Consider the following 26,676-nt stretch of genomic DNA (forward strand, 5'->3'; position numbering starts at 1 on the left):
AAACGAGCAGCACCAATCAGGCACTCAGCGAATAAATCAACGCCGAAATAGCCACCAAACCCACCGCCGTCACAAACACATTGGACGCCTGACCACGATAGCGCGCCATCGCCGGCACCTTGCGAATCGCGTACATCGGCATCAGGAACAGAATCGCCGCGATGATCGGGCCACCCAGGGTTTCAATCATCCCCAGAATGCTCGGGTTCAGCGTGGCCACGATCCAGCACACCACCAGCATGAACGCCGCGGTCATGCGATCCAGCGTCTTGGGTGCCGGACGCTTGCCGCTCTTCACAATCAGCCCCTTCAGGCCTTCACTGGCACCGATGTAGTGCCCCAGGAACGACTTGGAAATTGCCACGAACGCAATCAACGGCGCCGCGAAGGCGATGGTCGGGTTGCTGAAGTGATTAGCCAGGTACGACAGGATCGACAGGTTCTGCGCCTTCGCTTCCGCCAGTTGTGCCGGGGACAGGGTCAGCACGCAGCTGAACACGAAGAACAGCACCATCACCACCATCAACACGTGCGCGCGGGACAGAATCTGCGAGCTGCGCTCCTCGGCGTGATCACCGTAGCGACGCTTCTGGTCCACCGCGAACGCCGAGATGATCGGCGAATGGTTGAACGAGAACACCATCACCGGAATCGCCAGCCACAACGTGTTCAACAGCGCCGACGGCTCAGGCAGCGTCGATGCAGTGGTCAGGATGCCGCCATTCCAGTGCGGAACCAGGAACACTGCCAGGAACAGCAACGCCACGATAAACGGATACACCATCAGGCTCATGGCCTTGACGATCACCTGCTCACCGCAACGCACCACCGCCAGCAGGCCGAGGATCAGCACGAACGACAACACGGCGCGCGGTGGCGGCATGATGTGCAGTTGGTGCTCAAGGAAACTGCCGACGGTGTTGGTCAGGGCCACGCTGTAGATCAGCAGGATCGGAAAGATCGCGAAGAAGTACAGCAGGGTGATCAGCGCACCGGCCTTGATGCCGAAGTGTTCTTCCACCACTTCGGTGATGTCCGCCCCTTCTCGTCCGGACAATACGAAACGTGTCAGGCCACGGTGTGCGTAAAAAGTCATGGGGAATGCCAGCAGCGCCAGGAACAGCAACGGCCAGAAACCGCCCAAGCCTGCATTGATCGGCAAAAACAGCGTACCGGCCCCGATGGCCGTGCCAAACAGGCCGAGCATCCAGGTGGTGTCGTGGCGGTTCCAGCCTTCAAGGCTGACAGGTTTCGCCGCTACATAGCGTTCGTTGACGCTATTGGCCTGATCATTCATCCGGTGGGATCTCCACATTCCGGTCAGTTGCTACCCGGTCAGGACGAGTCGGAAAAATCCGACAGGCAGCGCCCTGGCCGAAACAGGGGCGCGATTGTCCGGGATTAATTAGCAGAAGCAAAGACTTAGGTGAGGAATGGTTGTACGGGTCAGATAATAGTGGACGACATAAACCCTGGGGGATTTGGACTGTCTTCGAGATTTGCTTGACTGCGTTTCATCGCCAGACAAAAAATCCTGCTTGATAAAGGTTGTTCGTCATGTATTTTTAACTGACCGATATTTCTTCCGGAGTAATGCCATGCCCCTGGTTCGTATCGACATCAAAAAGCATCAGGACCCCACCCACGCCAAACGCATCGGCCAGCTGATTTACGCCGCCATGCACAGCGCCATTGGCGTTCCGGAAAACGATAACTTCCAGATACTCGCCGAACACGATGAGCAGCACTTCATCTTCGATCCGCAATACCTGGGGATCGATCGCTCCGACCAACTGGTGGTGATTCAGATCACCCTGAGCGAAGGCCGAACCGTCGATCAGAAAAAACTGCTCTATAAAACCATCGCCGAGAGCCTGAACGCGGAGCTGGCGGTGCGGCTGGAGGATGTATTCATTAATCTGGTCGAAGTGAAAAAAGAGAACTGGTCGTTCGGCAACGGAATTGCCCAGTACGCCCTATGATCACCAGCCATTTAACATTGTGAGCCGCCAATGCCCCGTGTTTCCCGCAAGCAAGCCGAACTCAACCGCGAAATCATCGTCGAGGCGGCCACGCGCCTGTTTCGCGAACGGGGTCTGCATGGTATCAGCGTGATTGATGTGATGGGGGCGGCGGGCCTGACCCATGGCGGCTTCTATGGGCATTTCGAGTCCAGGGAAGCCCTGGCCCAGGAGGCCAGCGGCCGCGCATTCCAGCAATCGACAGACCGCTGGAAAGACTGGATCGCCGCCAACGAAGACAAGAACGTCGCCCGTCAGGCCTTGATCGGCCCCTACCTGTCGGCCGCCAGCCGCGACAACCCGGGCGATAGCTGCCCGGTGGTGGCGTTTGCCGGTGACATGTGCCACGAAGCCGCCGAAAGCGGCCTGCGCCAGACCTTTATGGAAGGCCTCGGCTCATTGCTCGACACCTTCACCCCCCTGATGGACACCGGCGACAACGCCAGTGATCGTCAACAGGCGCTGGTGCAATACGCCCTCATGGTCGGCGCGCTGACGCTCGCCCGCGCCACCCGTGGCGATGCTTTGTCCGATGAAATCCTGGAGGCTGCGCGCACCTTTCTGACGGCGCCATAACCTGCTGCTGCTGTTCCGCTATGATCATCTGGCAGTGTTGCGATCTTTGATCGTTGCCCATGCGTTTTGAAGCCAGCAATCTCTAGGGATATTCAAGCCACAGGAGCCCAGCATGCCCGCAACCGTTCTGGTACTGGTTGAAACGATCAATGATTACTTGCCGATTCTCGAACATCAGGGCTTTCACCTGATCTTGGCGCCTACCCCCGCCGAGCGGGCCGAGGCCATTTCGACCCACGGCGCGCGTATCGATGCGGTACTGACCCGAGGCCCGCTGGGCCTGTATGCCGATGAAATCGCCGCGCTGCCGGCACTCAAGATCATTTGCGTGATTGGTGCCGGTTACGAACATGTCGACCTGCAGGCCGCAGCCGACCGGGGCCTGACCGTGACCAACGGCGCCGGGGTCAACGCCTCGTCGGTGGCTGACCACGCGATGGCGATGCTGCTTTCAATGGTGCGCGACATCCCCCGTTGCGACGCCGCCGTGCGCCGAGGCGAGTGGCCGAAAATCATGCGCCCTTCCGTGGCCGGCAAACGCCTGGGCATCCTCGGCCTCGGTGCCGTCGGCATGGCCATCGCCAAACGCGCAGCCAACGGTTTTGACATGACCGTCAGTTACCACAACCGCCAGCACCGCAGCGACGTGCCGTACAGCTTCTGCTCGACACCGAGCGAACTGGCCCGCGCATCGGACTTCCTGGTGGTGGCCACGCCCGGCGGGCTCGGCACCCGCAGCCTGATTAACCGTTCGGTGCTGGACGCGTTGGGCCCCAACGGATTCCTCGTCAACATTGCCCGGGCCAGCGTGGTGGTGACCGCCGATCTGATCAGCGCCCTGGAGCAACGACGCATTGCCGGCGCAGCACTGGATGTCTTCGATCATGAACCGCAGGTGCCTGATGCGTTGAAGTCACTGAGTAACGTGATTCTCACGCCCCACGTTGCCGGGCTGTCACCCGAAGCAACCCGGGGCACCGTCGAGCTGGTCGGGCGTAACCTAATGGCCTTCTTTTCCGGCCAACCGGTACTCACTCCCATCGACCTGCCGGCGTCGGCATCGGTGACGCCGCCCGAAAACAAGGCGGTTCTGTAGGGCAATTCAAACAGGTGTATCAAAAGCAATGATTGCCCGGCAACACCCTCACCTATAAGGGCCGATCGTGGTTGTGGGTACGGGGTGTGCGCATTAGATTAGCCAATAGTTTCAGGCCTCCAGAATAAGCAGAAGGGATAAGCATGGCGCTTACTGACCAGTCCACCCGTATCCGCACCGGCGAAGAACTCGATGCCAGCCTGATCGATCCGTACCTCAAGGCCCACATTCCGGGCCTCAGCGGTTTGCCGCAGATCAGCCAGTTCCCCGGCGGTGCGTCGAACCTCACCTACTTGCTGGAATACCCCGAGCAGGAATTCGTCCTGCGTCGGCCGCCGTTCGGTCACAAGGCCAAGTCCGCCCATGACATGGGTCGCGAATTTCGCATCCTCAATCAACTGCGCGACGGTTTTCCCTACTGCCCGAAAGCCTACGTGCACTGCACCGACGAATCGGTGATCGGCGCCGAGTTCTATGTGATGGAACGGGTCAAGGGGATCATCCTGCGCGCCGAACTGCAACCGGAACTGGGCCTGGATTCGGCGAAAACCGAAGCCCTGTGCAAAAGCTTCATCGACAAGTTCGTCGAATTGCACCGGGTCGACTACAAGGCCTATGGCCTGGGCGACCTCGGCAAGCCCGAAGGTTATGTGGCGCGGCAGATCAAAGGCTGGAGCGACCGCTACGAGAAAGCCCTGACCCCGGACGCGCCGAAGTGGGAAGCCGTGAAGGCCTGGCTCAACGACAAGATGCCTGCCGATCACCCGACATCGAGCATCGTCCATAACGACTATCGCTTCGACAACGTGATCCTCGACCCGAACAACCCGATGCAGATCATCGGTGTGCTCGACTGGGAACTCACCACCCTCGGCGACCCGCTGATGGACCTGGGCAACACCCTCGCCTACTGGATCGAAGCCGACGACCCGGCGCCGGTGCAACTGATGCGTCGCCAGCCAAGCCACGCACCGGGCATGCTGACCCGCCGCGAGTTCGTCGACTACTACGCCCAGCGTTCGGGCATCCAGATCGACAACTTCGACTTCTACTACACCTACGGCCTGTTCCGCCTGGCCGGCATCGTGCAGCAGATCTACTACCGTTTTTTCCATGGTCAGACCCAGGACAAACGCTTCGCGCAGTTCATTCACATGAACAAACTGCTGGAGCAGATGAGCCTGCAGGTCATCCAGAAATCCAGCCTCTGATCCAGGCCATCCAATAAGACTTCTCACAAGGGAATCCCATGTCCAAGACTCAGTTGTTCGACCTCGACGGCAAGATCGCTTTCGTCTCCGGCGCCAGCCGTGGCATCGGCGAAGCCATCGCCAAACTGCTGGCCCAGCAAGGCGCCCATGTGATTGTCTCGAGCCGCAAACTCGAGGGCTGCCAGCACGTCGCCGATGCAATCATCGCTGCCGGCGGCAAAGCCACCGCCGTGGCCTGCCACATCGGTGAGATGGAACAGATCAGCCAGGTCTTCGCCGGCATCCGCGAACAGTTCGGCCGTTTGGACATCCTGGTCAACAACGCCGCGACCAACCCGCAGTTCTGCAACGTACTGGACACCGACCTCGGCGCCTTCCAGAAAACCGTCGACGTGAACATCCGCGGCTACTTCTTCATGTCGGTAGAAGCCGGCAAGCTGATGCGCGACAACGGCGGCGGCAGCATCATCAACGTGGCTTCGATCAACGGCATCTCGCCGGGGATCTTCCAGGGCATCTATTCGGTGACCAAGGCTGCGGTGATCAACATGACCAAAGTGTTCGCCAAGGAATGTGCGCAGTTCGGGATTCGTTGCAATGCCCTGTTGCCGGGGCTGACCGACACCAAGTTTGCGTCGGCGCTGGTAAAGAACGAGGCGATTTTGAACACGGCATTGGCGCAGATTCCACTGAAACGCGTGGCGGATCCGAGTGAAATGGCGGGGGCGGTGTTGTATCTGGCGAGTGATGCGTCGAGTTATACGACGGGGGTTTCGCTGAATGTGGATGGGGGGTTCTTGTCTTGATTTGATGGTAGGCAGCGCGCCTGGCAATTGATGCGGTCAGAATCTTGCATTGAGAAAAGGAGCTCCAAATGACAGGAGCTCCTTGCCCTTCTTACGCATTAGCAGGAAAAAGTAATAACAGTAACCGAATCATGGAAACACGACCTGTTGCTTCGGTCGTTTTTGCCAAAAGTTCAATGACATGCCTTTCTTTAGGATAATACTTGATCGCCACGGAGCTTCCGGCCCCCCCGGTTGCGTTAGTTGTTCCAAAACCGACTGGGTGATCAGGTGTAATGAACTCGACGTTAACGCCCGCAACCGGAACCCCTTCCTGCGTAGTCACTTGTACCGCAGGCTGAACGCCCCACCCTGCTCCGGGAATCAATTCCGCAGCGAGTACTTCTGTCGGTGGATAAGGCATAAGTATGTCAAGAAATTTGAAGCGCATATTGTAGGTTCCAGCCTTCAACGACACTGGAGTTTCCAAAGCAGTCAAAGATGCCCCTTCCCACTCCGCTTTCACTGAAAACTCGGCATCCACGCCGAGGCACCTCAGCTCCCAAGTGGCCCCTTCTGTCGGATGGACCGCCTGAGAGACACCCGGGGCAGGTGTCATTGTCACCCCGTCAGGCGCCTCAATGCCCCAATCGAGCTTGACTTTGTTATCGGGAGCGCCGCTCTTCGGTATGAGTGTAATGGTATGCCGCCCATATCGTGTCGCATGCGCCTTATCGCCAGGTTTCAATGAACTACCATCGAACTGAACCGTAAAGTAATCCGGCACACCGCCCTCCAACAAATGACAGACCGGAACAACGAGTTCACTGGTCATGTTGTTGCCCGCCAGACTCAGTTGAAACTTTCCGACCCCTCTTAAACCGGTCATAGTCCAGCGGTGGGTAGTTTGCTCCTCGCCATAATCAGGTTCACTCGGCAAGCTTCCCTCTTCCAACCCTTCTACTATTCTGCACTTCAGTTTTACGGGATGTCCCGGCAATGGACTGTCGGTTTTATACCTTAGCGTAAGGACCTGGGGTTGCAGATGCTTGAAGTCGATACCCTCTGGAGGAACAATGTTGCCACCAATCAGTACATCGGCCTCATCCGCCAGATTGCGCGACATCACCCAGAACGGAAGCTCCCAAGGCAACACCACATCCGTACTGAAAAGAACCAACATGCCAAGACCGCTTAGCCCATCGTCCGGTGTGACCGTCCAGTTGAACGTTTCGCCGACCGGGCTGACATCGCTTTCAAAAGGCGGGTTTGATACAAGGTTCAAGCCTCCAGACTCACCCACCCCCAGACGCAACACCTTCGCAATCTCGGGCGCAACTTCGACTCTTAAAGCGTTTGCTCTTCCGCGAGTCAGCCCAATGGGATCGCCCCACATCACTTCCCTGTCATTGACGTACAACTTCGCGTCTTCCCAAGGACTTGTCTCATAAACCTTGATCTCAAAAGACTCACTCACCGTTTTATCGTCATACGGGCTGTAGAATTCTGCCGTGATCGTCTGCTCACCCAATGTTTGAACCGTATGGGTGAACTGGCTTACGCCCGACGTCGATGTCGGTACTGTCGTTGTCGTCCCACCAATCGACCACTTGACCTCAATATTTTCCAGCGCCTGTTTTGTGTAGAACGATCCGACCGTGATTTGGGCCTTTACTGTGTCTCCTATCACCGGCGCACTGATTGGGCTGCGGCTGTCCAGAACCTCACGACGATAGTGCCCCAACCGCATCGAGATTTTGTAAGGCACGGCGGTAAATTCACTTTGAATCGAGTACTCGAAGTCGTGATCGATGCCATCGGCCGGACAGCGGAGCTTCCATTCCGAGCCCTCAGGTTCAAGTTTCTGAAGTTCGCCATATCCAGGGTCGGCGAAGATCAAAGGCGAATCAGCGGAAGCGTGATTGAGGCTCACTCCCTGACTGACCCAAGGGCTATCCTCAGCGCCTTCAATTCTGAGCGTATGACTATCGGAGCCATAGCAGAGGTATACGGCTCTTTCGGCTGAACTGGACCTGATCTGGATGGTCATGGCATTTCCTCGAACATCGACAATGGTTGAAAAAGGCCATTCGACTATTCAAGAAAAAACAGGGCAGGGTAACTGTCAAAACTGACAGACTAATAGAACAAAACGCGATAACAACAGTAAATTTCCTTTCCCTTAACCTTTCAACGCCGAAGCCCCGGTAGTCGACATTGTCAGGATCAAGCATTGAAAAAAGGAGCTCAGAACGACCGGAGCTCCTTGGGTTTACTGACACTTTACTTTCGGAATTTGGCGTTACAGGAAAGACTTCACTCGCCAACCTGATAAATCGGCAGGTCGATCGCCTTCTCCATCCCCTCGCCGGACAGGCTCAGTTGAAACCTTCCGCTCCCCTGTAAACCGGTCAAGAGCCATAGATAGTTAGAAGTTATCGGCCGGTCAAAGCCAGGTTCACACTTCAGGTCTCCAGGGTTAAACCCCTCCAGGCCAGCGCAATGCAGTTGTAGAGCATGCCCCCCCAATGGGCTACCTGGTTTAAGCCTGAGCGTAAGAAAATAGGTGACGTCATGAACGAACTTCATACCCTCAACAGGTTCTTTACCGTCAATAAGGACATCAACCTCATCTTCCAGATTACGCGATAGTAATTTGCCAGGCAGGTTAACCAGATAGTTACCTTCTGCTCCAAATCCGGTACCTCCGTTCCCGCCCCGAAGAGTTATCACGAGGGTTCCGCTTCGGTTTGACCCGGTGACGTCCCATTCATATTTTCCTGTTTGCTTCACGCCAAACTCCGGCATACTTCTAATATCGCCAGGAAGAAGTGGAGAATTGGCTTTACCCGTCAACCACATTTGAACTTCATTGATGAGGCTGCCAGGATTGGGCTCGAAGGTAATGGAAACAGGTTGATCCCGAAAAAAAACATAGCCATCAGCGGCAATGTCTTCACCTCCAACTTTGATCCTCCCCTCATCTTCCAACTCCGTTGCCAGCAACAGACAGTGCAAGGTGAGCGGCTTAGGGATACCCTCTTCCTCGAATATTAATTCAAACCGCCCACCTGTATTTTTATATCCGTTAACATACCATTCATTCCCACCCGAAAAAATCTCCACATCAGCCGGTACCAGTGGCGGAAAGACGCGTTTACTCATCCGCAACGCTTCCCAGTTAAAGTCAACGCCGGTTTTGTTAACCAGATTTAATTTGATACCGGTATTTTTCCTTATCAGCATTTTTTCAGCAGGTAGAGGATCATCCCAAAGCGTGAAACCCCAGTCATCGCCCACATAGTCCGAGCGCACCACACATGGAACCCGCCATTCCGTAATCACGTCCTTGCTCGAAAAAACCAAGAAGATATTGCCACTCTTGCCATCTTCTACCGACGTAACCTTCCAGCGGAATGCATTGCCGACCGGATCGGCAGGGGTGCCGAACTCCGGGGAAGCGGTGATGGCCAGGTCGCGGGAATCCTCTTTCGTGAGAGATATCTGTCCAGTAAAGGACGAGGGGACTTCCACCCTTATATCGTGTACCTGCCCACGCCACAGCATAATGGGCCCCTCGATCAGTTTGTCGTTGAAGAACAACTTGGCGTCTTCCCAACCATTTGGCCGAGCTGATACAGATTTGATTTCATTGGTCATGACGGTACTCTCAGATATCGAATTGGCCGCTCGAGTATTGAGGAAAAACATTGACTGGGTAACTGTCATAACTGACAGTAAATTTAGACAAAGTTGCGATAAACCAGGCAAAACTCAACACTGCCCCAGATTTCTGTTGGCTGCCAATGGCCACACTAGCGGCTAGACTGTTTGATCCAGTTCCAATATTAAGAGCCATGACAAAATTTCAATTGCGGAGAGCAAGGATCGGCCTGTTGACAACAAGCAATTAAGTACGCCTATATAAGGCGATAGCACTCTCGAAAGTGCTATCGCCAACGACCATGGCTGTTATAACTCAGGAGCCCAACCTCAGCGCTACTTTTCTGTCGTTCGATGAATATTTCGTGACGTTCTTCCAACACCTGGAATGATTATTTTTAGGAATCCCGAACATCGAGTAACAATGTTGCAGTCCGCGCCGTGCCGTCCGGCAATTCCACTTCTGCAGTGATCCTTCTGACGCCTACGGTTCTGTACGAGCCATTTTTCGCCACGAAGTTTCCGTTGGCTGTCGTTGTACCGGCATACCGGCCCCACTCCGGAAGTACAATCTCTGCAGGGGCATTGGCAATCGGAACATTACCGGACAGTCGGAGTTTTATACTCACAAGATATATGTCTGTCGTCTTCACTTTCACTGACTCGGGGGGTAGCGGTGCGTCTACGCCAAATACCGAGAACTTTAATGTGGCCTCTGAATAATCAGGTTTTGACAATCGGTTAATTGCTGTAAAAAGCACCGACTTCTCTTCTTCGCTGAACAGCTTCAGCTTGAACGTCCCCACCTTGTTCTGCGCACCTGTGAGCCTCCATTGGTGCGCTCGGGTGAATTCGCCAAAAGACGGTTGACTGGAAAAATCACCTGTTCCAATTCCCTCGACAGGCACGAAGGCAGCGGCCAATGGGACGCCATTCAACACATCTGAATTCTTGTAACTCAACGTGAGTGTCTTTGGCTGCCCCCCAGTAAAATCCGCCCCGCTAGACGGTAGCGCCACGCCGTCCAGCAAAACCGTTACCTCATCGTCCAAATCCGGCGACAACAGTTTGTTGGCATCAATTTTTATGTTGCCCCTCCCGAAACCATGGCCTGCGAGCTCAAAATGAAACGTGCCGCTTCTGTCCGAAGCGAAGGTGATGGTCCAGGAATGCAACCCGGTAAAGGTTTCCGCCGGGGGGTTGCTGGTCACGAGCGGCGACCGCCCGAGCCACAACCCGACCCCATAACCCGCAATCGGGCTGCCTGCCTTGGGGACAAGCGTCAGCGTGTGTACCCCGCCCCTGAAATAAAGCGTCCCGGGCTCCGCATCTTTTCCGTCTATCTGAACCGTTGCCTCATCCGCCAGATTGCGCGACAACACCTTGCTGACAGGAGTCGAGACGCCTGCGGTAAAGCCCGCCCCCGTCAAATCCAGCTTGAACGTACCGCTGTTGTTGGAAGCCACAATCGTCCACGAATGCGGCCCGGCCAAAGTGACCACCAGGTCGCCATCCTGCAATCCGCTGAGCAAGGTGGCCGTCAATTCCAGAGGCCAGCCTTGCACGGGGCTGCCCGGCTTATAGGTCAGGGTGACGGTCTGAGGTTCGTCCCTGAACAGCACGACACCCTGGGTCGGATAAGGGGCACCGTTCACCTGTACACCGTCCACTTCGTCCAGCAGGTTGGTTGACATCACGCGGCAAGAGAGCACCCAAGGCACCTCCACTTCCTTGCTGATCAGCACCAGCGTGATACGGCCACTGGCACCATCGCCCGGTGTAATCGCCCATGCGAATTCGCCTTCCACCCAATCGCCAAATCCCGGCGATGAAACAAGATCCAGCTCGTCATCTTCAGCCAATTCCAACCTTATCTGCTTCGCGACATCCGCTGACACCTCCACCTTTACTTGATTTGGCTGGCCGCGGAGCAAGAAAAACTCCTCCCCTTCCTGGAACTCCTGGCCGTTGATAAATAACCTGGCGTTATCCCAGAAGCGTTGTAACGTTGATCCGGCGTGGCGTTCGAAGGTCATGGCGTTATCCCGTTAGTCAGCAGTCGCATTAAAAAAGACTGCTCGACTATCGGAAAAAATGCAGGTTTATGGAACTGTCATATTTGACAGCAAAGTTAGAACAAATCGCGATTAATACACGAATTGACGAGCGTATCGGTGCCATAAAATAGATTGCATTGCTCGTTTTGTAGAATGAGCAAAAGACAACCTTGGCTGCCTTTTTTTTCAAGCGACGGGTAATGATTCAAAATTCGCGAAGCAAAAATTTTTTATCGTCTGGACAAATCAGCAAGCCATGCAGCTACAGCGTGTGCTGATTTCACCTGACTTGTGATGACTCATAGCACCGCCTCGACATCCAGGGTGGGATTAAGAAATACCGACCACTCAACTATCGAGACAGTGCATGAATTATGGAACTGTCAGAGTTGACAGTTCGGCTAGAACCAATTGCGATCAAAAGCCAATTTTTCATAAACAACACGCCGCTACTGAGTCACACACCGAGTCAACGTAGTCACTCGTGTGACCTCACCCTCCGCCCTTACATCACCCAGTACATCGGTTTTTTCGGACGTTTCACACGTGCGTTGAGGCATCGGAGGTGGAGCGGCGGGCGGCGGTGGCGGAGGACTGGCACAACCGCCGAGTATCGTTATGCAAAAGGCGAGCGACAATGATGCAAACGTGCATTTCCCAAGACTGTTCATAAACTGACCCGCGATAAGTGATCGACATATTCCGCGACAAACAGCAAACACTACAAAAGTGTGGACCGGTCACGGCAAACAAACGTTCACTTTTCTTATAGGCGCATGGTTGAGATCGCTTGGCTTTTTCATAGCAAGGATCTAACCGGCACGCGCTATCGGACAGGGTCGGGGCGATGCAGCGTGTTGCTCTCAAGTTCATAACGCAGTTCTTCAATCAGTGCCTCTACCGCTTCCAAAGTCGCAAGCGGGACCCTCAAGCCACTGACTACCAAGTCAACCTGCCCGGAAACCGGGTGATAGAGTTTCACCGTCAACGAATGATCCCCCGTCAGCGTGCACTCACAAGCCAGCGGCGAAAAACTGCGCTCCAGTTGCAGACGTAATTGCGCCAGGGAAATCATTGCAATTCACCTTGGCGGCGGCGCATCAAACAGTGCGCTGTGAACGTGACCATGTGACGGTTCCTTTTCATGTATCGAAGGGGTTCGCGAAGACTCGTATCGCACCCTTACAGCTTAAGAACCGCCAAGCCCGGTCAGAACATCCATTTGCACTGGCTAATCTAGTGCAATTGCACCTTACCTTTGCCGCTTCGGTCGGCGTTCGCTGGAGAACAATCCGCGCTCGCGCGCCCAGACAATCGCTTCACTGCGACTGTGCACGTCCAGCTTGGAATACACCGTCGAAACATGGTTGCGCACGGTGTTGGGGGCCAGTTTCAGGCGCGCTGCGATTTCCTTGTCAGCCAGGCCTTCGCAGATCAGGCCAAGCACATCGCGTTCACGGGCGGTGAGGTCAGTGAAGGAGACGCTGGGCAATTTCGGCGAGTTGACGCTTTTCACGTTGGCCAGTTTTTCGATCAGCGTACGGCTGAACCAGGACGCGTCTTTCATCACCTCTTCAATCGCGGCCACCAATTCCAGCTCGGTGCGTTTGCGTTCGGTGATGTTCATCAACACCAGCAGGTAGCAAGGGCTGTCCTGAATGTTCACGGTGTCGGCGGAAATCGCGCAATCGATCAGTTCGGTATCTTTTTTACGTACGCTGACATCGATGCGATCCAGGCTGCCGGTTTTCTCCAGTGCCGCAAACAGACGAGTGCGTGCGCCGGTGTCATGGATGAAATCGATCTCGGCGATGGTCTTGCCGAGCACTTCTTCACTCGGATAAGCGAGGGTTTCGAGGAACGCCTCGTTGACGTCCAGCACCACTTGATCACTGGCGTTGCACACCAGGATCGGCACCGGTGTCAGGCGGAAAGCCTTGGCAAACCGTTCCTCGCTCTGGCGAAGGGCAACCTCGGCCTTATGCCGGGGTTCCATGTCGACGAAGGAAAACAACATGCAGTCTTCGTCGTTAAGCTCAAGCGGCTGGCCCGCGACGATCACCTGCTTGCTGCCGCCTTCAGGCAATTTCAGCTCGGCCTGCATCTGGGGAATAGTGGCGTGTTCACGCAAGCGCTCGATTGCCAGGTCTTTCTTTTCGGCGCCTTCAAGAATGTCCAGCTCATAGGTCGACACACCGATGACCTGATCGCGGCTGTAGCCGGTCATTTCAAGGAAGCCGGCATTGACCTTGATGTAGCGCAGATCGCTGAGGCGGCAAATCACCGCCGGGGCCGGGTTGGCATTGAAGGTCTTTTCGAAACGCTGCTCGGCGCTGGCCCACTCGGTGACATCGTCCATGATCAGCACCAGCAACTCCGGTTCGCCGCCGCTGTCGGTCAGGACCAGGCTGCGTACGTTGTGGACCCAGGTACGCGCTTCATCGTCGAGCGGAGTCACTTCCACCAATACATCGCTGAACGTATCACCACGGGCCACGCGATTGATCGGGTAGTTGTCGGCCGGCACCGGATGATTGTTGCGATAACGCAAGGCGAAGCGTTTCGCGTACTCCTTGGCATTGGCGCCCAGTTCGCTGATCCGTCTGACACCGTGCATGGTCAGCGCGGCTTCATTGGCCCAGAGGAGGGTCTGATCGAGCTCCAGCAGGATCACGCCGTCGGACAGACCGGCGATGATCTGCTGCAATTGACGGCGATTGGTTTCAGTGGTCAGGACGTCTTGGCTCATTGGATCTCCACAATCGCGGGAGCGCCAACGTGCGGCGCTCTGTGAAGATTACGACCTCAGGGGTTTGTGATCGTGCGTTACTTCTACTCCTTGGCTGAATCTGTGGAACTCTCAATTGCTTCTGAATGCTCCAACTTGCCAGATACGGTTTCAGTCATGACATCTGCTGTGGGCGAAAAGTCAAAACTAGTAGCTAACGGCACACCTTCAGCCTCAAACCGTGCGGTTACCGGCACTACTTTATCGAATTTATCGAAACTAAAATTCCACTTCAATTCTAAGTGACCCATCGTCTGAGGCTCGGCAGGCGTAACATCGGGAACTCCATGCTCCCCCGTCAATGTCATTGTTATTTTTTTACCAAACAATCTGTTCCCAACGGGCCAAAGCTGGATGCCATTTCGGTAGTCAGTTTGAGTAAGGCGCAAAATACCCTTATGAGCAAAAAATCCATTATTGGTTGGCGTAAAAACGTAAAACCTTGAACTTGAATACCAAGGGTGATCGGCCGCATAGGATTCGCAGTGAAATGCCAACGTTTGATTAAAGTCCCGGCTGTACAGTACCAAAGTGAAACGCTCTACCGTACTTCCAGGTGTTATCGTCCACTTTAACTTACCAGCCACCGGTTTCACCCACGTATCGGTACCCGGCTCTAAATAGATGGGTTGTCCATCAGAGACTACCCCCAGACGAAACTCCCCCAACGAGCCGGGCATATTAATGCTCAACTTATTTGCGAAAGAACTTTGCAGCAGCAGAGGCGCGCCACGCGTTAGTCTGTTCTGGTTGATCTCCATGAATAGATTATCGTACGGGTCATTTCTTGATTCAGCATCTACGACAGTTCCCATAATGCAATCTCCCTCTAATTGATTCACACACCAGCCTATGCGCGACTACTATTAGAGAAAATAAACTACAGCGCCACTGTCAAATATGACAGTTGCTTAGAATCAAATTCGAATAAACAGCCTTTTTAATAGCCAAAATAGAATCACAACACCTACGTCGTAGCGAAGCTTGCTCACGAAGAGTCCATCATATGCAACATCTTCGCCGCCTGATCCGACGTCTTCGCGAGCAAGCTCGGCTCCTGGGGTTGCGTGCACCTGAAAACACGAACGTCGGATCTTCATGCCGCGATTTGCCCTCCGGCAATCGCCGCCGACGCCGCCAGCATCGCCCGTAACAACACCGCACACCCTGCCGCCAGGTCGTCCGGTGCGGCGTTTTCGATTTCGTTGTGGCTGATACCACCCTCGCACGGTACGAAGATCATCCCGGCCGGGCCGAGTTCGGCGAGGAAGATGGCGTCGTGCCCTGCTCCGCTGACGATATCCATGTGCGACAAGCCAAGCCCTTGGGCCGCGCCGCGTACCGCTTCGACGCAGCCTTTGTCGAAGTACAGCGGCGGGAAGTCGGCGGTCGGTGTCAGTTCGAAGGTCAGGCCGTGCTCTTCGCAGGTGGCTTCGATCACTTCGCGGACTTCGGCGATCATCGAATCCAGGCGTGCCGGTTCCAGATGCCGGAAATCCAGGGTCATGCGTACTTCGCCGGGGATGACGTTGCGCGAGCCAGGATAGGCTTGCAGGCAACCGACAGTGCCGCAGGCGTGGGGTTGATGGCCGAGGGCGGCGCGATTGACGGCGCCGACAATGACGGACGCACCGACCAATGCGTCTTTGCGCAGGTGCATCGGGGTGGGTCCGGCGTGGGCTTCGACGCCGCGCAGTTTCAGGTCGAACCATTTCTGGCCGAGGGCGCCCATGACCACGCCGATGGTTTTGCGTTCGTCCTCAAGGATCGGCCCCTGTTCGATGTGGGCTTCGAAATAGGCGCCGACGGCGTGACCGCTGACCTTGCGCGGGCCGGCATAGCCAATCGCGTTCAGTGCTTCGCCGACGGTAATGCCTTCGGCGTCGACCTTGGCCAGGGTTTCTTCAAGGGTGAATTTTTCCGCGAACACGCCGGAGCCCATCATGCACGGGGCGAAACGCGAGCCTTCCTCGTTGGTCCAGACCACCACCTCCAGCGGCGCTTCGGTTTCCACGCCGAGGTCGTTGAGCGTACGCAAGACTTCGACGCCGGCGAGCACACCGAAGCAGCCGTCGAACTTGCCGCCGGTGGGTTGAGTGTCGATGTGACTGCCGGTCATCACCGGTGGCAGGTTGGGATTGCGCCCGGGGCGCCTGGCGAAGATGTTGCCGACGGCGTCGATACTGACGGTGCAGCCGGCCTCCTCGCACCACTTGACGAAGATGTCCCGGGCCTGGCGGTCGAGGTCGGTCAGGGCCAGGCGACAGACGCCGCCCTTGACTGTGGCGCCGAGTCTGGCCAGGTCCATGAGCGACTGCCACAGGCGGTCGCGGTTGATGTGCTGATGGGTGGATTGCAGAACGTCTACGGCCGCGTTCATGGTGATCTCCTCAGGAAGTTGTCATAGGTGTATGCCTGTACCTACACCGCAGTTTTCGCAACAGACGGACTGGGCCGAACAGAGCACAACCCGTAATAAATCAACCCACCCAGCGCCGAACCCGTGAACCAGCCATAGCTGTAGAACCAGCTGAAGGCATCGCTGCCCAGCGACAGCAGCGTCAACACCACCGGCACACCAAACGCGATAAACCCGCACCAGTTCCACGCCGGATAGACGTCATCGCGATAAAGCCCGGCCAGGTCCAGTTGCTGTTTCTTGATCAGGAAATAATCCACCACCATGATCCCGGCGATGGGGCCGAGCAGACTGGAATAGCCCAGCAGCCAGTTCGAATAGACCGTTTCCAGGCTCACATCGGAAACGATCAGCCCGAGCTTCTTCAGCAGCTCATGCGCCATCAGCACCAGGCCAACCACCCCCGTGAGCATTACCGCCTTGGTGCGGTTGATCACCTTCGGCGCGATGTTCTGGAAGTCGTTGGTCGGCGAAACAATGTTGGCGGCGGTATTGGTGGAGAGCGTGGCGATGATGATCAGCGCCATGGCCAGCGCGACCCAGACCGGGCTCTGGATGTGCCCGATCAGCGTCACCGGGTCGGACACGGTCACGCCCACCAGCTTGACCGACGCGGCCGTCATCACCACGCCCAGTGAAGCGAACAGGAACATGGTCAGCGGCAGGCCGATGATCTGCCCGACGATCTGGTCCTTCTGACTTTTGGCGTAGCGGCTGAAGTCCGGAATGTTCAGTGACAACGTGGCCCAGAACCCGACCATCGCAGTCAGCCCGGCGGCGAAGTAACTGACCACGCTCGCCCCTTCCGGACGCTTGGCCGGGATCGCCATCAATTCGCTCATCGATACGTTCGGCATGGCCCACACCAGCAGCCCGACACCGACCAGCACCAACAGCGGCGCGGACAGCGTTTCCAGCCATTTGATCGACTCGGCGCCGCGAATCACCACCCACAGGTTCAAGGCCCAGAACACCATGAAACCGATGACCTCACCCGTGGCGCCAAGGGATTTCCAGCCCTCGAACACCGAGCCCAGGAACAGGTGAATCGCCAGCCCGCCAAACATCGTCTGGATGCCGAACCAGCCACACGCCACCAAGGCGCGAATCAGACAGGGAATGTTGGAGCCCAGAATGCCAAAGGATGAACGCAGCAGGACGGGAAACGGGATGCCGTATTTGGTGCCGGGGAACGCGTTCAGCGTCAGCGGAATCAACACAATGATGTTGGCAAACAGAATCGCCAGCAGCGCCTCACCGACGCTCAGGCCGAAGTAAGCGGTCAGCACCCCGCCGAGGGTATAGGTCGGCACGCAGATCGCCATGCCGACCCACAGCGCGGTGATGTGCCATTTGTTCCAGGTTCGCTCGCGCACCTTGGTCGGTGCCATATCGTGGTTGTAACGGGGACTGTCGAGGACATCGCTGCCGGCTTCGAGCTCGAACAAGCCGTCGCGCTCGGTCACTTGCGATCTGATCTGTTGCATGGCCGCTCCACTGTTCTTTGAATTATTTTTTGCTCAACAAGGGGCTGGTGGCATCAATAAACGTGCCGGGCACCCCGATTGCGCATCGGGCAGTTCCATAAAAGCTTCGTAAAGCACTGATGTTTATCAGCTTTATTTATATATCTGGTGAGTCCTCGGTGACTTGCCTGTTTCCTCAGGCTAAAAGGCCAGGCCAGTGGTCCGAACCGTCAGGACTCAATCTGGTGCGTCGATCATTTTTTCAAAGTTGCGCATCAACCATAGACCATCCTCAAGCGGCTGATTTCACATAAGAAATCTTGACCATTTTTGGAACCTGTCAAGTGCGTCAAAATGGTGAGAGGCCTCACCATTTTGGTGATTAATCGTTTTAGTACTTATATTTCAAATACTTAAATCAGTTATATGCTTATAAAAATTATTCTTGCTGATTCCACGAACTCATACTAGTTTCTATTCCTGACAGTGTTGACAGGAATACTCCTGTCTACGCCTGCTTCATATAAAACATTTAGAACCGGCACCAGTCGGTCATTGCCTGCGAGGAACTCGGAATGTCTCTGTTGATCCGTGGCGCCACCGTTATTACCCATGATGAAAGTTATCGCGCCGACGTCTATTGCGCCGACGGCGTGATCAAAGCCATCGGTGACAATCTTGATGTTCCGGCAGGCGCCGAAGTGCTCGACGGCAGCGGCCAATACCTGATGCCCGGCGGCATCGATCCGCATACGCACATGCAGCTGCCTTTCATGGGCACTGTGGCCAGTGAGGACTTTTTCAGCGGTACGGCGGCAGGCCTTGCCGGGGGCACCACGTCGATCATCGACTTCGTGATTCCCAACCCGCAGCAATCGCTGATGGAAGCCTTTCATCAGTGGCGCGGATGGGCCGAGAAGTCGGCCTCCGATTACGGTTTCCACGTTGCGATCACCTGGTGGAGCGAGCAGGTCCGCGAGGAAATGGCCGAGCTGGTCAGCCATCACGGCGTCAACAGCTTCAAGCATTTCATGGCTTACAAGAACGCGATCATGGCGGCCGATGACACCTTGGTAGCGAGTTTCGAACGCTGCCTGGAACTGGGCGCGGTGCCGACGGTGCATGCGGAAAACGGCGAGCTGGTTTATCACCTGCAACGCAAGCTGATGGCCCAGGGCATCACCGGCCCTGAAGCGCATCCGCTGTCGCGCCCGTCGCAGGTCGAAGGTGAAGCGGCGAGCCGGGCCATCCGCATCGCCGAAACCCTGGGCACGCCGCTGTATCTGGTTCACGTGTCGACCAAGGAAGCCCTCGACGAAATCACCTACGCCCGCAGCAAGGGCCAGCAAGTCTACGGTGAAGTGCTCGCAGGTCATCTGCTGCTGGACGACAGCGTCTATCAACACCCGGACTGGCAGACCGCCGCCGGCTACGTGATGAGCCCGCCGTTCCGTCCACGCGGCCATCAGGAAGCACTTTGGCATGGTCTGCAATCCGGCAACCTGCACACCACCGCCACCGACCATTGCTGCTTCTGCGCCGAGCAAAAAGCCGCGGGGCGTGACGATTTCAGCAAGATCCCGAACGGCACCGCGGGTATCGAAGACCGCATGGCGGTGCTCTGGGATGAAGGGGTGAACACCGGGCGTTTTTCGATGCAGCAATTTGTCGCGCTGACCTCCACCAACACCGCGAAGATCTTCAACCTCTATCCACGTAAAGGTGCGATTCGCGTCGGTGCCGATGCGGATCTGGTGCTGTGGGATCCCGAAGGCACACGAACAATTTCGGCGAAGACCCATCACCAGCAAGTCGACTTCAACATCTTCGAAGGCAAGACCGTGCGCGGCGTGCCGAGCCATACGATCAGCCAGGGTCGCGTGGTCTGGGCCGATGGGGATTTACGCGCCGAGCGTGGGGCCGGGCGGTATGTCGAGCGGCCGGCGTATCCGGCGGTGTTTGATTTGTTGAGCAAGCGGGCTGAGTTGAATCAGCCGGTTGCTGTGAAACGCTGAGATCGAGACCTTCGACCTCATCGCCAGCAGGCTGGCTCCCACAGGGTAAACGCATTCCAAATGTGGGAGCCAGCCTGCTGGCGATGAGGCCCGTTCAGACACCGCACAAACCAATGCCCACCAGAGGCATCACCTCAATAACCGTGAGGCCCACACCGTGATCAAGACCCTGACCCACCTCCCGCATCCCTATGAGAATGCGGCCGCCCTCGCCGGCCATTTCACCGATCTGGCGCCGCCGCTCAACGACCGCCAGGCGCATCTGGAAGCCTCGCGCTGTCTGTATTGCTACGACGCGCCGTGCGTGAATGCCTGTCCGAGTGAGATCGACATTCCCTCGTTCATCCGCAATATCCATCAGGACAACGTGCAAGGCGCCGCACAGAAAATCCTCTCGGCGAACATCCTCGGCGGCAGTTGCGCCCGGGTCTGTCCGACGGAAATCCTTTGCCAGCAAGCCTGCGTGCGCAACAACGCCCATGAATGCGCGCCGGTGCTGATCGGCCTTTTGCAACGCTACGCCGTGGACAACGCGCACTTCAGCGAACACCCCTTCCGTCGCGCCGCAGCCACCGACAAGCGCATCGCCGTGGTCGGTGCCGGCCCGGCCGGTTTGTCCTGCGCTCATCGCAGCGCCATGCACGGGCATGACGTGGTGATTTTCGAAGCCAGGGAAAAGGCTGGCGGCCTCAACGAATACGGGATCGCCAAGTACAAACTGGTGGACGACTACGCACAGAAGGAGCTGGATTTCCTGCTGCAAATCGGTGGCATCGAAATCCGTCACGGACAAAAACTCGGCGAGAACCTGACCCTCAGCGAGCTGCATCAACAATTCGACGCCGTGTTCCTCGGACTTGGCCTCAACGCCAGCAAACAGCTTGGGCTGGCCCGCGAAGATGCACCGGGCTTGCTCGCCGCCACCGAATACATCCGTGAGTTGCGCCAGGCCGATGATCTGACACAACTGCCTTTGGCCAACCGCTGCATCGTCCTCGGTGCCGGCAACACCGCCATCGACATGGCCGTGCAAATGGCCCGCCTCGGCGCGCATGACGTGAATCTGGTGTATCGCCGCGGCGTCGAGGACATGGGCGCCACTCACCACGAACAAGACATCGCCAAAGCCAATCAGGTGCGCTTGCTGACCTGGGCGCAACCCGAAGAAGTGCTGCTCGACGATCGAGGCAACGTGCGCGGCATGCGCTTTGCTCGCACGCACCTGGTGGAAGGTCGCCTGCAAACCACCGGCGAGACCTTCGAACTGGCGGCCGATGCGATTTTCAAAGCCATCGGCCAGGCCTTCGACTCGAGCGCTCTTGGCGATCCGCTGGCTCGCGAACTCAAGCGTTCGGGCGATCGGATTCAAGTCGATGAACACCTGCGCACCAGCATTCCGGGCGTGTATGCCGGCGGTGACTGCACCAGCCTCGATCAGGACCTCACCGTGCAAGCGGTGCAGCACGGCAAACTGGCGGCCGAGGCCATCAACGCTCAACTGATGCTCAACGTGGAGGCTGCGTAAATGGCCGATCTTTCGATTGTCTTCGCCGGCATCAAAAGCCCCAACCCGTTCTGGCTGGCCTCCGCGCCACCGACCGACAAAGCCTACAACGTGGTCCGCGCCTTCGAAGCCGGTTGGGGGGGCGTGGTCTGGAAAACCCTGGGTGAAGACCCGGCGGCGGTCAACGTGTCCTCGCGCTACTCGGCGCACTTCGGGGCCAACCGTGAAGTGTTGGGTTTCAACAACATTGAGCTGATTACCGACCGTTCGCTGGAGATCAACCTGCGGGAAATCACCCAGGTCAAAAAAGACTGGCCGGATCGGGCGTTGATTGTGTCGCTGATGGTGCCCTGCGTCGAAGAATCGTGGAAATACATCCTGCCGCTGGTGGAAGCCACCGGTGCCGATGGCATCGAACTGAATTTCGGTTGTCCGCACGGCATGCCGGAACGGGGCATGGGCGCGGCGGTCGGTCAGGTGCCGGAGTATGTCGAGCAGGTCACGCGCTGGTGCAAGACGTATTGCTCGCTGCCGGTGATCGTCAAGCTGACGCCGAACATCACCGACATCCGCGTCGCCGCCCGTGCGGCCCATCGCGGTGGTGCCGACGCGGTGTCGCTGATCAACACCATCAACTCGATCACCAGCGTCAACCTTGAGCGCATGGTCGCCAACCCCACCGTCGGCAGCCAAAGCACCCACGGCGGTTATTGCGGTTCGGCGGTGAAGCCGATTGCGCTGAACATGGTCGCCGAGATTGCCCGCGATCCGCAGACGCAAGGCTTGCCGATTTCCGGCATCGGCGGCATTGGCAACTGGCGCGATGCGGCGGAATTCATCGCGCTGGGCAGCGGCTCGGTGCAGGTGTGCACGGCGGCGATGCTGCATGGTTTCCGGATTGTCGAGGAAATGAAGGACGGTTTGTCACGCTGGATGGACAGTCAGGGTTACGCCAGCGTGTCGGAATTTTCCGGGCGCGCGGTGGGCAATACCACTGACTGGAAGTACCTGGACATCAACTATCAGGTCATTGCGAAGATTGACCAGGAAGCGTGTATCGGCTGCGGGCGTTGCCATATTGCCTGCGAAGACACGTCCCATCAGGCCGTGGCCAGTCTCAAGCAGGCGGACGGTACGCATAAATATGAAGTCATCGACGAGGAGTGCGTGGGCTGCAATTTGTGCCAGATCACTTGCCCGGTACAGGACTGCATAGAGATGGTGCCGATGGAGAACGGGAAGCCGTTTCTGGACTGGAATCATGATCCGAGGAATCCGTATCACGTTGCGGTCTGAAATCTTCGGCGCCTGAACTGACGCCATCGCGAGCAGGCTCGCTCCTACATTTGAAATGCATTCCAATGTGAGAGCGAGCCTGCTCGCGATGAGGCCGGCAGCACCACTCGAGATTTTAAGGCTCCAGACCGATCCCCCGCAAAATCACACTCGTCACCGTCTGCACCGCCCGCTCGAACTGCATGTCCGACAGCGGCTGATGATCGTTCAGGATATTCACCTGATGATCAAAGTCAGCGTAATGCTGGGTCGAGGCCCAGATCATGTACAGCAGGCTTGAAGGCTCCACCGGCAAGATGCGTTTGTCGTCCACCCACTGGCGAATTTTCGCCTCTTTCATCTTGGCCCAGTCGTACAGGCTGACGTCCAGTTTCTCACCCAACGTCGGTGCGCCGTGGATGATTTCATTGGCCCAGACTTTCGAGCCGTAAGGCCGGCTGCGGGAGTGGTTCATCTTGGCGCGGATGTAGCTGCTGAGCACCACGCGCGGATCATCGAACATCTCGAAACACAGGGCGTCCTGCTTCCACACCTCCAGCAAATCGAACAGCACGGCGCTGTACAACTCGGTCTTGGTGCTGAAGTAGTAATGCAGGTTGGAACGCGGCAGTTGCACTTCGGCGGCGATGTCGGCCATGGCGGTGCCGCCGAAGCCTTTTTCGGCAAAGACCTTTTCGGCCCCGAGCAGGATTTTTTCGACGTTACTGCGGCGAATCTCGATCTTGTGATTGCCCATGGGGGCTCCCTGGCAACAGCGTTGCTCAAGACTAGCATCCGCTCTACCTCGCGGCGACAGCGGAAAACGAAACTTCGTACCACCACCCGCTCACGCTCGCAGTTAACTGTCGCCCTTCTTCGAACCTGCCTCTGAGATCTCCGCGATGCTTTTCAAGAAATCCCTCTCCATCGCCGTCCTCCTCGGCTCGCTGCTCGCCGCCTCGTCGGTATTTGCCACGCCCATCTGAAAGGCCAGACCCCGGCCGCTGACAGCGCCGTGAGTGCACCGTCGGACTTGCGTCGGTCGACACCCATAAAAGCGAAGGCGCGTACAGCTTCAAGGTTGGCGGGTCACTCATGACGAGCGCGCTGGTGCTGTGCCGTTTCCTGCATCTTGCGGTTGGTGCTGTTCAATCGGTTGCAGATCAAGGATTGCGGAATGGTTGGTGGGGATGGGCGCAGTGGCTGCGGTCTCCCTCCTGGGCACCATGCCTCCCATGATTTCTAGCTGACAGCACAATCCCCAAGTCATCGTATAACTTCCGATTGACAACCCGCTAAACCCTCGCAAATAATCGCCCTAATGTTGTACGACGACGTATGACAACAATAAAAACAACAAGAAACATCGGGAGCGTCACAGTGAGCAAGCACGTCCGTAATTCCTTCGCCTGCACCCCTCGCCCAACCTTAGTACGCCGCTATACCCTGAGCCTGATCGGTTGCAGCAGCCTGGCCGTACTCGCCATGCCCATGACCAGCAACGCCGAAGGATTCGTCGATGACGCCAAGGCCACGCTGAACCTGCGCAACGCCTACTTCAATCGCAACTACACCAACCCGGCCTACCCTCAAGGCAAGGCTGAAGAGTGGACGCAAAGCTTCATCCTCGACGCCAAATCCGGCTTCACTCCGGGCCCGGTCGGCTTCGGCGTGGATGTGCTCGGCTTGTACTCGCAGAAACTCGACGGCGGCAAAGGCACGGGTGGCACCCAGTTGCTGCCGATTCACGATGACGGCCGCCCGGCGGACAATTTCGGCCGGATGGGCGTGGCGCTGAAAGGCAAAGTCTCGAAGACCGAATTGAAAGTCGGGGAATGGATGCCGGTGCTGCCGATCCTGCGCTCTGACGATGGTCGCTCTCTGCCGCAAACCTTTCGTGGCGGCCAGGTGACGTCCACCGAGATCAGCGGCCTGACGCTCTACGGCGGCCAGTTCCGCCAGAACAGCCCGCGTAACGATGCGAGCATGGAAGACATGTTCATGAACGGCAAATCGGCGGCCTTTACCTCGGACCGCTTCAACTTCGGCGGCGGTGAATATGCGTTCAACGAAAAACGTACCCAGGTCGGTGTCTGGTACGCGGAACTCAGCGATATCTATCAGCAGCAGTATTTCAACCTGAGCCACAGCCAGCCAATCGGCGACTGGACCCTGGGCGCCAACCTCGGTTACTTCATCGGCAAGGAAGACGGCAGCGCCCTGGCCGGCGACCTCGACAACAAAACCGCGTTCGCCATGCTCTCGGCCAAGTACGGTGGCAGCACGTTCTATGTCGGCCTGCAGAAACTCAGCGGCGACGATGTCTGGATGCGCGTCAACGGCACCAGCGGCGGCACCCTGGCCAACGACAGCTACAACTCCAGCTACGACAATGCCAAGGAGAAATCCTGGCAGCTGCGTCATGACTACAACTTCGTGGCGCTCGGCATTCCCGGCCTGACGATGATGAACCGCTACATCAGCGGCGATAACGTGCACACAGGGGTGATTACCGATGGCAAGGAATGGGGTCGCGAATCGGAACTGGCCTACACCGTCCAGAGCGGCCCGCTGAAAAACCTCAACGTCAAATGGCGCAACGCGAGCATCCGCAAAGACTTCAGCACCAATGAATTCGATGAGAACCGGATTTTCGTCAGCTATCCGATTTCGTTGCTGTAAAACCTTTAGAAGCCTGGACAACTCTGTGGCGAGGGAGCTTGCTCCCGCTCGGCTGCGAAGCAGTCGCAAAACCGGACAATCCAGTCTTGCTGAAGGATTGCAGGGGCCGCTTCGCGCCCCAGCGGGAGCGAGCTCCCTCGCCACAGATGGGCGCTTGACAACCCTCCGTCCATTTCCACCAAAGTCGCGTTGACAAGACCCGGAAAGCCTAACGATACTCCGACCAAGTCATACGACAACCTACAACAATTCTGACAACAATAATTTGCGTCCAGGAACTGCCATGACCACTACGCCCAACGCCCCTTTCAATCGCCTGCTGCTGACCGGTGCCGCCGGTGGCCTCGGTAAAGTCCTGCGCGAAAGCCTGCGGCCTTACGCCAACGTGATTCGCCTGTCGGACATCGCTGACATCGCCCCCGCCATCGATGATCGCGAAGAAGTCGTGACCTGCGACCTCGCGGACAAGCAAGCCGTGCATCAACTGGTGGAAGGCGTGGATGCGATCCTGCACTTCGGCGGCGTTTCGACGGAACATTCGTTCGAAGACATCCTCGGCGCCAACATCTGCGGTGTATTCCACATCTATGAAGCCGCACGCCGCCATGGCGTGAAGCGGGTGATTTTCGCCAGTTCCAACCACGTCATCGGTTTCTACAAACAGGATGAAGTGATCGACGCCCACTCCCCTCGCCGCCCGGACAGCTACTACGGCTTGTCCAAGTCCTACGGTGAGGACATGGCCAGTTTCTACTTCGATCGCTATGGCATCGAGACCGTCAGCATCCGCATCGGCTCTTCGTTTCCGGAACCGCAAAACCGCCGGATGATGAGCACCTGGCTGAGTTTCGGCGACCTGACCCATTTGATCGAACGCGCCCTGTACGCTCCTGGTGTCGGCCACACCGTGGTCTACGGCGCCTCCGACAACAAGAAGGTCTGGTGGGATAACCGCTATGCTACCGCCCTGGGTTACGTACCAAAGGACACGTCTGAAGTGTTCCGCGACAAAGTCGAAGCCCAGCCGATGCCGGCCGCAGATGACCCGGCCATGGTTTATCAGGGTGGTGCCTTCGTCACGTCCGGCCCGTTCGGCGACTGACCCCATTCGTTTCACT

At 57.0% G+C, this 26,676-nt stretch carries 20 protein-coding genes and 1 pseudogene; 11 read left to right on the forward strand and 10 right to left on the reverse strand.

Features of this window, described 5'->3' with window-relative positions; genetic code table 11:
- Positions 1 to 16 precede the first annotated feature (16 nt).
- Positions 17 to 1,297 (reverse strand): serine/threonine transporter, encoded by a 1,281-nt coding sequence (locus tag ACM6I5_RS29770; RefSeq protein WP_414879309.1) that lies wholly within the window; start codon positions 1,295 to 1,297, stop codon positions 17 to 19.
- 301 nt (positions 1,298 to 1,598) lie between these two features.
- Here ACM6I5_RS29770 and ACM6I5_RS29775 point away from each other — a divergent pair, with 301 nt between their 5' ends.
- From ACM6I5_RS29775 to ACM6I5_RS29795, 5 genes are all read left to right on the forward strand, one after another.
- Positions 1,599 to 1,982: a tautomerase family protein gene (locus ACM6I5_RS29775; RefSeq protein ID WP_017339423.1), complete on the forward strand. Its 384-nt coding sequence runs from the start codon at positions 1,599 to 1,601 to the stop codon at positions 1,980 to 1,982.
- 30 nt (positions 1,983 to 2,012) lie between these two features.
- Positions 2,013 to 2,597: a TetR/AcrR family transcriptional regulator gene (locus tag ACM6I5_RS29780; protein ID WP_414879310.1), complete on the forward strand. Its 585-nt coding sequence runs from the start codon at positions 2,013 to 2,015 to the stop codon at positions 2,595 to 2,597.
- Between the two features lie 112 nt (positions 2,598 to 2,709).
- A complete protein-coding gene (locus ACM6I5_RS29785; RefSeq protein WP_017339425.1) occupies positions 2,710 to 3,693 on the forward strand; it encodes a 2-hydroxyacid dehydrogenase in 984 nt (327 codons plus the stop codon).
- A 143-nt stretch (positions 3,694 to 3,836) separates the two neighbouring features.
- Entirely contained in the window at positions 3,837 to 4,904 is a 1,068-nt protein-coding gene (locus tag ACM6I5_RS29790) for a phosphotransferase family protein (protein WP_414885231.1), read from the forward strand.
- 38 nt (positions 4,905 to 4,942) lie between these two features.
- The gene (locus tag ACM6I5_RS29795) at positions 4,943 to 5,710 is read left to right on the forward strand and encodes an SDR family oxidoreductase (RefSeq protein ID WP_017339427.1); all 768 of its coding nucleotides are present in this window, start codon (positions 4,943 to 4,945) and stop codon (positions 5,708 to 5,710) included.
- Between the two features lie 91 nt (positions 5,711 to 5,801).
- Here ACM6I5_RS29795 and ACM6I5_RS29800 read toward each other — a convergent pair whose 3' ends face one another.
- The 8 genes from ACM6I5_RS29800 to ACM6I5_RS29835 form a co-directional block, all read right to left on the reverse strand.
- Positions 5,802 to 7,739 carry a hypothetical protein gene (locus ACM6I5_RS29800; RefSeq protein ID WP_414885232.1) on the reverse strand — a complete coding sequence of 646 codons (1,938 nt, stop codon included), beginning with the start codon at positions 7,737 to 7,739 and terminating at the stop codon, positions 5,802 to 5,804.
- Positions 7,740 to 8,005: 266 nt separating this feature from the next.
- Positions 8,006 to 9,349 (reverse strand): hypothetical protein, encoded by a 1,344-nt coding sequence (locus ACM6I5_RS29805; protein ID WP_414885233.1) that lies wholly within the window; start codon positions 9,347 to 9,349, stop codon positions 8,006 to 8,008.
- A 401-nt stretch (positions 9,350 to 9,750) separates the two neighbouring features.
- On the reverse strand, positions 9,751 to 11,388 hold the full coding sequence (locus ACM6I5_RS29810; protein ID WP_414885234.1) for a hypothetical protein: 1,638 nt from the start codon (positions 11,386 to 11,388) through the stop codon (positions 9,751 to 9,753).
- A gap of 847 nt (positions 11,389 to 12,235) precedes the next feature.
- Entirely contained in the window at positions 12,236 to 12,484 is a 249-nt protein-coding gene (locus ACM6I5_RS29815; protein ID WP_017339429.1) for a DUF1652 domain-containing protein, read from the reverse strand.
- A gap of 177 nt (positions 12,485 to 12,661) precedes the next feature.
- Positions 12,662 to 14,158, reverse strand: coding sequence for a PAS domain S-box protein (locus tag ACM6I5_RS29820; protein WP_414885235.1), 1,497 nt, complete (start codon positions 14,156 to 14,158; stop codon positions 12,662 to 12,664).
- Positions 14,159 to 14,241: 83 nt separating this feature from the next.
- Entirely contained in the window at positions 14,242 to 15,012 is a 771-nt protein-coding gene (locus tag ACM6I5_RS29825; protein WP_414885236.1) for a hypothetical protein, read from the reverse strand.
- A 281-nt stretch (positions 15,013 to 15,293) separates the two neighbouring features.
- Positions 15,294 to 16,577, reverse strand: a complete 1,284-nt coding sequence (locus ACM6I5_RS29830) for a Zn-dependent hydrolase (protein WP_414878476.1) — start codon at positions 16,575 to 16,577, stop codon at positions 15,294 to 15,296.
- Positions 16,578 to 16,618: 41 nt separating this feature from the next.
- The gene (locus ACM6I5_RS29835; protein ID WP_414885237.1) at positions 16,619 to 18,103 is read right to left on the reverse strand and encodes an NCS1 family nucleobase:cation symporter-1; all 1,485 of its coding nucleotides are present in this window, start codon (positions 18,101 to 18,103) and stop codon (positions 16,619 to 16,621) included.
- Positions 18,104 to 18,657: 554 nt separating this feature from the next.
- On the opposite strand from ACM6I5_RS29835, the gene hydA reads away from it, so the two are divergent.
- The 3 genes from hydA (at position 18,658) to preA (ending at position 22,897) form a co-directional block, all read left to right on the forward strand.
- Positions 18,658 to 20,097 carry a dihydropyrimidinase gene (gene hydA / locus ACM6I5_RS29840; protein ID WP_017339434.1) on the forward strand — a complete coding sequence of 480 codons (1,440 nt, stop codon included), beginning with the start codon at positions 18,658 to 18,660 and terminating at the stop codon, positions 20,095 to 20,097.
- A gap of 157 nt (positions 20,098 to 20,254) precedes the next feature.
- Positions 20,255 to 21,622 (forward strand): NAD(P)-dependent oxidoreductase, encoded by a 1,368-nt coding sequence (locus tag ACM6I5_RS29845; protein ID WP_414885238.1) that lies wholly within the window; start codon positions 20,255 to 20,257, stop codon positions 21,620 to 21,622.
- The gene (gene preA / locus ACM6I5_RS29850; protein WP_017339436.1) at positions 21,623 to 22,897 is read left to right on the forward strand and encodes an NAD-dependent dihydropyrimidine dehydrogenase subunit PreA; all 1,275 of its coding nucleotides are present in this window, start codon (positions 21,623 to 21,625) and stop codon (positions 22,895 to 22,897) included.
- Between the two features lie 115 nt (positions 22,898 to 23,012).
- On the opposite strand, the gene ACM6I5_RS29855 is transcribed toward preA, so the two are convergent.
- Entirely contained in the window at positions 23,013 to 23,633 is a 621-nt protein-coding gene (locus ACM6I5_RS29855) for a TetR/AcrR family transcriptional regulator (RefSeq protein WP_017339437.1), read from the reverse strand.
- A 363-nt stretch (positions 23,634 to 23,996) separates the two neighbouring features.
- Here ACM6I5_RS29855 and ACM6I5_RS29860 point away from each other — a divergent pair.
- The 3 genes and pseudogenes from ACM6I5_RS29860 to ACM6I5_RS29870 all read left to right on the forward strand — a co-directional run.
- Positions 23,997 to 24,126 (forward strand): annotated as a pseudogene (locus ACM6I5_RS29860) (copper resistance protein CopD); the annotation flags it as partial.
- 130 nt (positions 24,127 to 24,256) lie between these two features.
- On the forward strand, positions 24,257 to 25,558 hold the full coding sequence (locus tag ACM6I5_RS29865) for an OprD family porin (RefSeq protein WP_414885239.1): 1,302 nt from the start codon (positions 24,257 to 24,259) through the stop codon (positions 25,556 to 25,558).
- A 283-nt stretch (positions 25,559 to 25,841) separates the two neighbouring features.
- Positions 25,842 to 26,660, forward strand: a complete 819-nt coding sequence (locus tag ACM6I5_RS29870) for an NAD-dependent epimerase/dehydratase family protein (RefSeq protein WP_017339440.1) — start codon at positions 25,842 to 25,844, stop codon at positions 26,658 to 26,660.
- Positions 26,661 to 26,676 lie beyond the last annotated feature (16 nt).

It is taken from the genome of Pseudomonas sp. IT-P171, from assembly GCF_949767765.1.
Taxonomy (GTDB): Bacteria; Pseudomonadota; Gammaproteobacteria; order Pseudomonadales; family Pseudomonadaceae; genus Aquipseudomonas; species Aquipseudomonas fluorescens_B.

Coding starts and splice junctions, on each gene's coding strand:
- ACM6I5_RS29770 (WP_414879309.1), bottom strand. CDS start 1,297: ATGAATGATCAGGCCAATAGCGTCAACGAACGCTATGTAGCGGCGAAA.
- ACM6I5_RS29775 (WP_017339423.1), top strand. CDS start 1,599: ATGCCCCTGGTTCGTATCGACATCAAAAAGCATCAGGACCCCACCCAC.
- ACM6I5_RS29780 (WP_414879310.1), top strand. CDS start 2,013: ATGCCCCGTGTTTCCCGCAAGCAAGCCGAACTCAACCGCGAAATCATC.
- ACM6I5_RS29785 (WP_017339425.1), top strand. CDS start 2,710: ATGCCCGCAACCGTTCTGGTACTGGTTGAAACGATCAATGATTACTTG.
- ACM6I5_RS29790 (WP_414885231.1), top strand. CDS start 3,837: ATGGCGCTTACTGACCAGTCCACCCGTATCCGCACCGGCGAAGAACTC.
- ACM6I5_RS29795 (WP_017339427.1), top strand. CDS start 4,943: ATGTCCAAGACTCAGTTGTTCGACCTCGACGGCAAGATCGCTTTCGTC.
- ACM6I5_RS29800 (WP_414885232.1), bottom strand. CDS start 7,739: ATGACCATCCAGATCAGGTCCAGTTCAGCCGAAAGAGCCGTATACCTC.
- ACM6I5_RS29805 (WP_414885233.1), bottom strand. CDS start 9,349: ATGACCAATGAAATCAAATCTGTATCAGCTCGGCCAAATGGTTGGGAA.
- ACM6I5_RS29810 (WP_414885234.1), bottom strand. CDS start 11,388: ATGACCTTCGAACGCCACGCCGGATCAACGTTACAACGCTTCTGGGAT.
- ACM6I5_RS29815 (WP_017339429.1), bottom strand. CDS start 12,484: ATGATTTCCCTGGCGCAATTACGTCTGCAACTGGAGCGCAGTTTTTCG.
- ACM6I5_RS29820 (WP_414885235.1), bottom strand. CDS start 14,158: ATGAGCCAAGACGTCCTGACCACTGAAACCAATCGCCGTCAATTGCAG.
- ACM6I5_RS29825 (WP_414885236.1), bottom strand. CDS start 15,012: ATGGGAACTGTCGTAGATGCTGAATCAAGAAATGACCCGTACGATAAT.
- ACM6I5_RS29830 (WP_414878476.1), bottom strand. CDS start 16,577: ATGAACGCGGCCGTAGACGTTCTGCAATCCACCCATCAGCACATCAAC.
- ACM6I5_RS29835 (WP_414885237.1), bottom strand. CDS start 18,103: ATGCAACAGATCAGATCGCAAGTGACCGAGCGCGACGGCTTGTTCGAG.
- hydA (WP_017339434.1), top strand. CDS start 18,658: ATGTCTCTGTTGATCCGTGGCGCCACCGTTATTACCCATGATGAAAGT.
- preA (WP_017339436.1), top strand. CDS start 21,623: ATGGCCGATCTTTCGATTGTCTTCGCCGGCATCAAAAGCCCCAACCCG.
- ACM6I5_RS29855 (WP_017339437.1), bottom strand. CDS start 23,633: ATGGGCAATCACAAGATCGAGATTCGCCGCAGTAACGTCGAAAAAATC.
- ACM6I5_RS29870 (WP_017339440.1), top strand. CDS start 25,842: ATGACCACTACGCCCAACGCCCCTTTCAATCGCCTGCTGCTGACCGGT.